This is a genomic window from Streptomyces bikiniensis (assembly GCF_000716625.1).
In the GTDB taxonomy this organism is placed as follows: domain Bacteria; phylum Actinomycetota; class Actinomycetes; order Streptomycetales; family Streptomycetaceae; genus Streptomyces; species Streptomyces bikiniensis.
This window is the reverse complement of the sequence record NZ_JNXJ01000138.1, coordinates 1-258: the sequence shown is the minus strand read 5'-3', so window position 1 is coordinate 258 and position 258 is coordinate 1. Positions and strand designations below refer to the sequence as shown.

Sequence of the window (258 nt, the reverse complement as noted above, 5' to 3'; positions counted from 1 at the left end):
GAAGTCCAGCTTGTAGCCGTTCCAGTGGGAGTACGTGCCGCCCGCGTGCCCGGTCTCGGTGCCGCCGGTGATGTTGAGGGCGCAGCCGCTGGCGCTCCTGAGGGTCTGGGCGCCCTGGGCGGTGGCGAGGTTGAGCTGGTCGAAGGACGTGCAGGTCGGGACGTTGCGGTCGGAGCAGCCGCCGGACGAGGACCAGGTGATCCCGGAGGACCGGAACATCGAGGTCGCGGTGGCGTGGCTGATCTTGGTGACCGCGTG

General features: G+C 69.8%; 1 pseudogene. It reads right to left on the bottom strand.

Features of this window, described 5'->3' with window-relative positions:
• A pseudogene (locus OO47_RS33105) lies at positions 1–258 on the bottom strand (hypothetical protein); the annotation flags it as partial.